The 6,975-nt window shown below is 63.4% G+C and carries 7 protein-coding genes and 1 riboswitch; all 7 genes read left to right on the top strand.

Going from position 1 to position 6,975, the window contains the following annotated elements:
* Positions 1-44: 44 nt before the first annotated feature.
* Complete coding sequence (locus OJJ21_RS11250; RefSeq protein WP_297686221.1) at positions 45-335, top strand: GIY-YIG nuclease family protein; 291 nt, start codon at positions 45-47, stop codon at positions 333-335.
* A gap of 116 nt (positions 336-451) precedes the next feature.
* Entirely contained in the window at positions 452-742 is a 291-nt protein-coding gene (locus tag OJJ21_RS11245; RefSeq protein WP_297686219.1) for a GIY-YIG nuclease family protein, read from the top strand.
* Positions 743-912: 170 nt separating this feature from the next.
* Positions 913-2,241 carry a hypothetical protein gene (locus tag OJJ21_RS11240; protein ID WP_297686217.1) on the top strand — a complete coding sequence of 443 codons (1,329 nt, stop codon included), beginning with the start codon at positions 913-915 and terminating at the stop codon, positions 2,239-2,241.
* 97 nt (positions 2,242-2,338) lie between these two features.
* Positions 2,339-3,361, top strand: a complete 1,023-nt coding sequence (locus tag OJJ21_RS11235; RefSeq protein WP_297686215.1) for a glycosyl hydrolase family 28-related protein — start codon at positions 2,339-2,341, stop codon at positions 3,359-3,361.
* Between the two features lie 304 nt (positions 3,362-3,665).
* A riboswitch (SAM riboswitch) is annotated at positions 3,666-3,747 on the top strand.
* 66 nt (positions 3,748-3,813) lie between these two features.
* Complete coding sequence (gene metZ / locus OJJ21_RS11230; RefSeq protein ID WP_297686213.1) at positions 3,814-5,028, top strand: O-succinylhomoserine sulfhydrylase; 1,215 nt, start codon at positions 3,814-3,816, stop codon at positions 5,026-5,028.
* Between the two features lie 153 nt (positions 5,029-5,181).
* Positions 5,182-6,210, top strand: coding sequence for an OmpW family outer membrane protein (locus OJJ21_RS11225; protein ID WP_297686211.1), 1,029 nt, complete (start codon positions 5,182-5,184; stop codon positions 6,208-6,210).
* Positions 6,211-6,434: 224 nt separating this feature from the next.
* On the top strand, positions 6,435-6,827 hold the full coding sequence (apaG, locus tag OJJ21_RS11220; protein ID WP_297686209.1) for a Co2+/Mg2+ efflux protein ApaG: 393 nt from the start codon (positions 6,435-6,437) through the stop codon (positions 6,825-6,827).
* The last annotated feature ends 148 nt before the right edge of the window (positions 6,828-6,975 follow it).

Raw genomic sequence — 6,975 nt, 5'->3', positions numbered from 1 at the left:
ATGGACCCTTGGGACAAGCCCAAGGGTGACGGTAGAATTGTGGCATGGCCGGCGGCTGGGTTTATATCATGACCAACAAACCCAATGGCAGGCTCTATATCGGCGTGACCAGCGACATTGCGCGCCGGGCATGGGAGCATCGTGAGGGCGTCGTTGATGGCTTCACCAAAAGATATGATTTGAAGTGCCTTGTTTATATCGAGGCCCATGACAGTATCGAAGCGGCGATCCGGCGCGAGAAGACGATGAAACTCTGGCCGCGCCAATGGAAACTGCGGACGATTACCGCGGCCAATCCGGACTGGCGCAACCTGTTCGACACACTGAATGCCTAGATATCCAAAGACCGTCACCCTCGGATTTATTCCGAGGGTCCATCCCGACCCTCCGCACCTCGGAACGCGCAGATGGACCCTTGGGACAAGCCCAAGGGTGACGGTAGAATTGCGGCATGGCCGGCGGTTGGGTCTACATCATGACCAACAAACCCAATGGCACGCTCTACATCGGCGTGACCAGCGACATGGCGCGTCGGGCATGGGAGCATCGTGAGGGCGTCGTTGATGGCTTCACCAGACGATATGGTTTGAAGTGCCTCGTTTATATCGAGGCCCATGACAGTATCGAAGCGGCGATCCGGCGCGAGAAGACGATGAAACTCTGGCCGCGCCAATGGAAACTGCGGACGATTACCGCGGCTAATCCGGACTGGCGCGACCTGTTCGAGACGCTGAATGCCTAGATACCCAAAGGCCGTCACCCTCGGATTTATTCCGAGGGTCCATCCCGTGTGGCAGCGTCAATGGACCCTTGGGACAAGCCCAAGGGTGACGTCTTGAATGATAGGACCGGCCTCCGCCAGCGATCATGTTCCTATTTCGTATTCATCCGGGGCGGGTTAAGCTCACCCCCATGCCGCTGCCGCCCCGTTCCGATGCCGATACCGCCGCCCGCGCCACCTGGGCGGCCTCGTCGCTGCGTTTCCTCTATCTCGACCTGAACAGCTACTTCGCCAGCGTCGAGCAGCAGGACAATCCGGCCTTGCGCGGCAAACCGGTCATCGTGGTGCCGGTGGAAAGCGACACCACCTCGGCGATTGCCGCCTCCATCGAGGCCAAGGTCTTCGGCATCAAGACCGGCACGCCGGTCTGGGAGGCCAAGCAGAAATGCCCGGGCATCGCCATCGTCAATGCGCGGCATGACCGTTATGTCGAATTCCATCACCTGATCGAAGCCGAGATCGACCGCCATATCCCGGTCTACAAGACCTGGTCGATCGACGAGGTCTCCTGCGAGCTGATGGGGCCGCAGCGGCTGAAGGAGAATGCCGTCGCGCTGTCGCATCGCATCCGCGCCGGCCTGCGCGACACCCTCGGCGACTGCGTGCGCTGCTCCATCGGCATCGCGCCGAACCAGTTCCTCGCCAAGCTGGCGTCTGACATGCAGAAGCCCGACGGGCTGACGGTGATCGAGGCGCAGGAACTGCCCGGCCGCATCCTGCCGCTGGTGCTGCGCGATCTGCCCGGCGTCGGCCCCAATATGGAGCGGCGCCTGAACGAGGCTGGCATCGCCAGCATCGCCGATCTGTGGGCGCTGAAACCCGAAGACGCGCGGCGTATCTGGGGCAGCAAGGAAGGCCCGGCCTTCGTGCAGCGCCTGCGCGGCATCGGCGACTACAGCCAGACCGATGCCACCCGCAGCATCAGCCACGAGCATGTGTTGCCGCCGCAGTTCCGCGATGCCGAATCCGCCCGCCTGATCCTGCGCCGGCTCGGCGTGAAGGGCGGCGCGCGGCTGCGGCGGCTGGGCTTCGTCGCCGGCAATCTCGGCATCAAGGTGCGCTTCGATGACGACACGCGCTGGGCGGCGGATTTCAGGCTGACGCAGACGCAGGACAATTTCGTCATCCTCGCCGCCATCGCGCGGCTGTGGGAACAGATGCTGGGGGAAACCGGAAAGCCGCGTGGCCGCTACATGAAGGTCGGCATGTGGCTCACCGGCCTGGTGCCGAAAGACGAGGTGACGCTCGATCTGTTCGGCGGCGCATCGGGCCTGGCGCAGGACGATGCCGCTGCGGCGGCCAAACGCGCAAAGCTGTGGAGCGCCATGGACAAGCTGAACCAGAAATACGACAGGAAGGACACCGTGCGCATCGGCCCGCTGCCCCGGCACAAATCCGATTTCATGGGCGCCAAGATCGCCTTCAACCGGATTCCCAAGAAGGAAGAGTTCAAGGAATAGTGATCCTGCAGGGCGGCTGTGATCTTCGCAGCCCGCCGCAACCCGCTCCGCCTTCCGGTGTTGTCGCCTGTTGTCCACCCTGCAACAGGAGGCCGTCATGGCTCTGCTCTCTCCCGCCAAGCGCATGTTGTCCGTCGCCGATTTTGGTGCTGTCGGCGATGGCGTCGCCGACGATACTGCCGCACTCCAGGCCGCGCTCGATCGCGTCTCGGCCAATGGAGGCACCTTCATCGACATTCCGCCCGGCACCTACAAGGTGACGGCGACACTCAACATCGCCTTCGCCCAGGATTCGGCGGCCCATGTCGGCATCCTGTCGCATGGCGCCATCCTGCAGTCGGCGATCACCGACGGCTCGCCGCTGCTGCAGGTGATCAGCAACGCGGTGGTGCGGTTCTTCATGATCGAGGGCCTGCAGATCAGGGGCAACGGGCAGGAAGGCCATGGCCTCGTGCTGCGCGCCGATAACCAGGCGGTCTTCCTCTACAACATCTGCCTGCGCGACGTGTTCATCGAAGGCTGTGGCGGCGACGGCTGCCAGATCCTCGGCAACATCTTCGAATCGCAGATCGACAACAGCTTCTTCCGGCAGAACCGGAACGGCCTCAGCATGGGCAACTCGACCGGCGGCGGCATCCTGTCGGCGATCCACCTGTATGGCTGTGTCTTCGGCCAGAACCGCGAGGTGGGCTGTCTGATGGTCAACGATGCCACCGATGCCGGCTTTCACGGCTGCTACTTCCTCGAAAACGGCAGCTGGGGCGCCAACTGCCCGAACGGCTTCACCCTGATGTCGAATTGCGGCTTCGAGAATAACTGGATGTCGGCCGGCAGTTTCGCCGCCGGCAATGCCGGCGTGGCCTTCCAGAATTTCGGCAACATGATCGCCTGCAGCGCCACCTCGCGGCATTACCAGACCCATCTGGTGAAGGGTTATGTCACCAGCATCTTCGCGATGTCGGGCTGTTTCCGCGCCGGAGTCGAAACCGCCGGCACCATGCACCTGTCCGATCTCAGCGGCACGCCAGGCGGCCGGGCCAGTATCGTCAGCTGCAACGGCGAACGCGATTATCGTGATGGCTTCCAGTCCCGCACGACCGAGATGGCCTGCATCCCGTAGCGATTTGAACAAATCGGGATTATGTGCTATATTTTCCTATCTCTTGGCGGCAGTTATTTTCCATAATCTCGAAAGACGCTGCCGTCAGGCCCTGTTTTTGATGATCACACACAGGAAAATCAAAGGATTGTATGTGAAATCGCGTGTTTCTGCCGGCTGCCAACGGGATCGAACCGGATCGAACGGGATCCAATTGGATCGCATGGGATCCAATGGGCATCCAACGGGATCGAACCGGCCGCCAACCGGCCGGCTTCGCGCTTGACGCCGCCGCCGCCGCGCCGTATCACGCTGTCACGCCATCCTGTGGCGTCGTGGTGATTTGGAGCCGACCGGCTTGCGGACCACGTAAAACAAACCGCTAAAGAGGTCGGGCGGTTTGTCAAAAAACCCCGGGCCTCAATGGTGCCGGGGTTTTTTGTTGCCTGCGGGGCAGGCCGGAAGAGGGTGCGATGAGCAAGAACGAGAGCGAGAAATCCTGGCGGCTGGCCACGCAAATGGTGCGCGGCGGCACCATGCGCTCGGGCTTCGGCGAAACCTCCGAGGCGATCTTCATGACCTCGGGCTTCCGCTATGACAGCGCCGAGGCTGCCGAGCGCCGCTTCAGGAATGAAGAGCCCGGCTTCGTCTACAGCCGCTTCGGCAATCCCACGGTGGAGATGTTCGAACAGCGCATGGTGCTGCTGGAAGGCGCCGAGGCCGCGCGCGCCACCGCCACCGGCATGGCGGCGGTGAATGCCGCGCTGATGTGCCAGCTCAAGGCCGGCGACGAAGTGGTGTCGGCACGGGCCGTGTTCGGCTCGATCCGCTATATCGTCGAGGAATTGCTGCCGCGCTTCGGCGTGAAGACCCAGCTGGTCGACGGCACCGATTTGTCCGCCTGGGAACGCGCGATCACGCCGAAGACCCGCGTGGTGTTTCTGGAAACCCCGGCCAATCCCACGCTGGAAGTGGTCGATGTGCCGGCCGTCGCGGCGCTGGCGCACAAGGTCGGTGCCCGCGTTGTGGTCGACAACGTCTTCGCCACCCCGGTGCTGCAGAAGCCGCTGCAGCTCGGCGCCGATATCGTGGTCTATTCCGCCACCAAGCATATCGACGGGCAGGGGCGCTGCCTCGGCGGCGTGGTGCTGGGATCGCAGGATTTCATCGCCAACGAACTGACACCCTACCTGCGCCATACCGGCCCGGCGCTCAGCCCGTTCAACGCCTGGGTCATGCTCAAGGGGCTCGAAACCCTGGAGCTGCGGGTCAGCCGGATGGTGGAGTCGGCGGCAAAACTGGCCGACCGGCTGGCCGGGCACCCCGGTCTGGCGGCGCCTACGAATGTACCCGCCCTGCTGTATCCGGGCCGCCCGGACCATCCCCAGGCGGCGTTGGTCCGCAAGCAGATGACCGCTGGCGGCAATATGCTGGCCTTCCGGACGAAGGGGGGGAAAGCCGGCGCCTTCCGTTTCCTCAATGCCCTGAAATTGGTGGATATCTCCAATAATCTCGGTGACTCGAAAAGCCTCATCACACACCCCGCTACCACCACGCACCAGAGGTTGAGTCTGGAGGAGCGGGCCCGGCTGGGCATCGGCGAGGACCTGCTGCGCCTCTCGGTGGGTCTGGAAGACCCCCTGGACCTGTTCGAGGATATCGCCCATGCGCTTGAAAAGGCGGGCTGATCTGTTGCCAATATGCCACAGCATGGCATTATCGCCTCACCCTCCGGGATGAAGGCGTGCGGGCTGCGTTAGGTCGCTGGTATAGTTGCTCCGGGTTGAAGCGTACGCAGCCGCGGGGCGCGGCTAGAAATTTATTGTTGAGGAGAATTTCGCATGAAGATTCGTGTCGCTCTGCTGACCGCTGCCGCCGCTGCGGCTCTGGTGTCGGCTTCCGCGTCGGCCCAGCAAGGTCCCTATGTCGGCATCGGTGCCGGTGCGACCTGGATTGATGATGCCGACGTGAAGGGTACGCCCTCGGGCAAAATCGACTTCGATACCGGCTATGCCGGCCTGCTGAAGGGCGGTTACGACTTCGGTACCGGCTGGCGCGCTGAAGGCGAGTTCGGCCTGCGCGAATGGGGTGCCGGCAATGCCGGCGGCGACCTGCGTGCCTACACGCTGTTTGCCAACGCCCTGTACGATTTCATGCCGACCAGCAACTGGAGCCCCTACCTGGGCGCCGGCGCCGGTCTGGTGCGCTACTCGTCGCAGGACATCACCTTCTCCGGCGTGACCAGCGACGACCAGGATCACACCTGGGGCGTGCAGGGTATCGCCGGCGTCTGGTATGCGCTGGACAGCAACTGGCAGCTTTCGGCCGATTATCGCTACATGTACACCGGCGATGCCAAGCTCAGCACCACTGGCGCTGCCACCATCGAGCCGGACAACTCGATCCACACCGTCATGCTCGGCCTGACCTACAAGTTCGGCACGCCGGCCAAGCCGATGCCGGTTGCCGCTCCGGCGCCTGCCCCGGCCCCGATGGCGGCTGCTCCGGCACCCGCTCCGGCTCCGGCACCGCGTGCGCCTGAGACCTACATCGTGTTCTTTGCCTTCGATAAGTCGGACATCAGCCCGGTTGCGGCGCAGGTGCTCGATCGCGCCGTGGCCGACTTCCGCGCCACCGGCTCGACCAATGTGCGCATCGAAGGCAACGCCGACCGCTCGGGCAGCAACGTTTACAACCAGCGTCTGTCGCAGCGTCGCGCCGATGCCGTCGCATCCTATCTGCGCGGCAAGGGCATTGGCTCCGGTGCGATCCAGACGGTTGCGAACGGCGAAGAGAAGCCGCGCGTCCCGACTGCCGACGGCGTCCGCAACGACGAGAACCGCAACGCGCAGATCTATCTGCGCAAGTAAGCCAACAGTCATTCGACTGCGGCGCGGCCGTCCCCTGCAAAGGGGGCGGCCGTTGCTTTTTGGGGCGGGTTGCAATGGCGGACTCCACAACCCATGCGACACAACGGTGAGGGCGATCACGCCGCTGTGCCAGCGGCTTGGCTGGACATTCCGCCAACGACTCCTAATATTCTGGGTAAGGCGATGGCGCGGGTCGCGGCCTGCGAAACGTCGGGGTAAAGGCCATGTACAGCACGAAGACGCACGACATCTCGGTCACGGTCCAGCCGGTCTATCTCGACGAGCAATCCTCGCCGGAAGAGAGCTATTTCGTCTGGGCCTATAACGTGAAGATCGAAAACAGCGGCACCGACACAGTGCAGTTGCGCAGCCGCTACTGGAAGATCACCGATGCGCGCGGCCGCGTGCAGGAAGTGCGCGGCCCCGGCGTGGTCGGCGAACAGCCGGTGCTCGCGCCGGGCGACAGCTTTGAATATACCAGCGGCACGCCGCTGCCCACCTCGTCGGGTTTCATGGTCGGCACCTATCAGATGGTGACCGAGGCCGGCGAGCAGTTCGACGTGGCGATCCCGGCCTTTTCGCTCGACAGCCCGCATGAGGCGCGCCGGGTGAACTGAAACCCGAACCCTCCGGAATGATCCGACATCAGGGCGGCAGCGTATCAGTCGGCCCGCCACAAGAATGCCCGAAGGAGTTTACCGTGAGCACTGCCGCCCATTCCCACACCAAGCAGACCCTCGCCCCGAAAACTGACACCGGGGCGAA

Origin of the sequence: Ferrovibrio sp., from assembly GCF_025869515.1 — a bacterium.
GTDB lineage: Bacteria > Pseudomonadota > Alphaproteobacteria > Ferrovibrionales > Ferrovibrionaceae > Ferrovibrio.
Note: the sequence above shows the minus strand (reverse complement) of the source record. Positions and strands in the feature narration are given on the sequence as shown.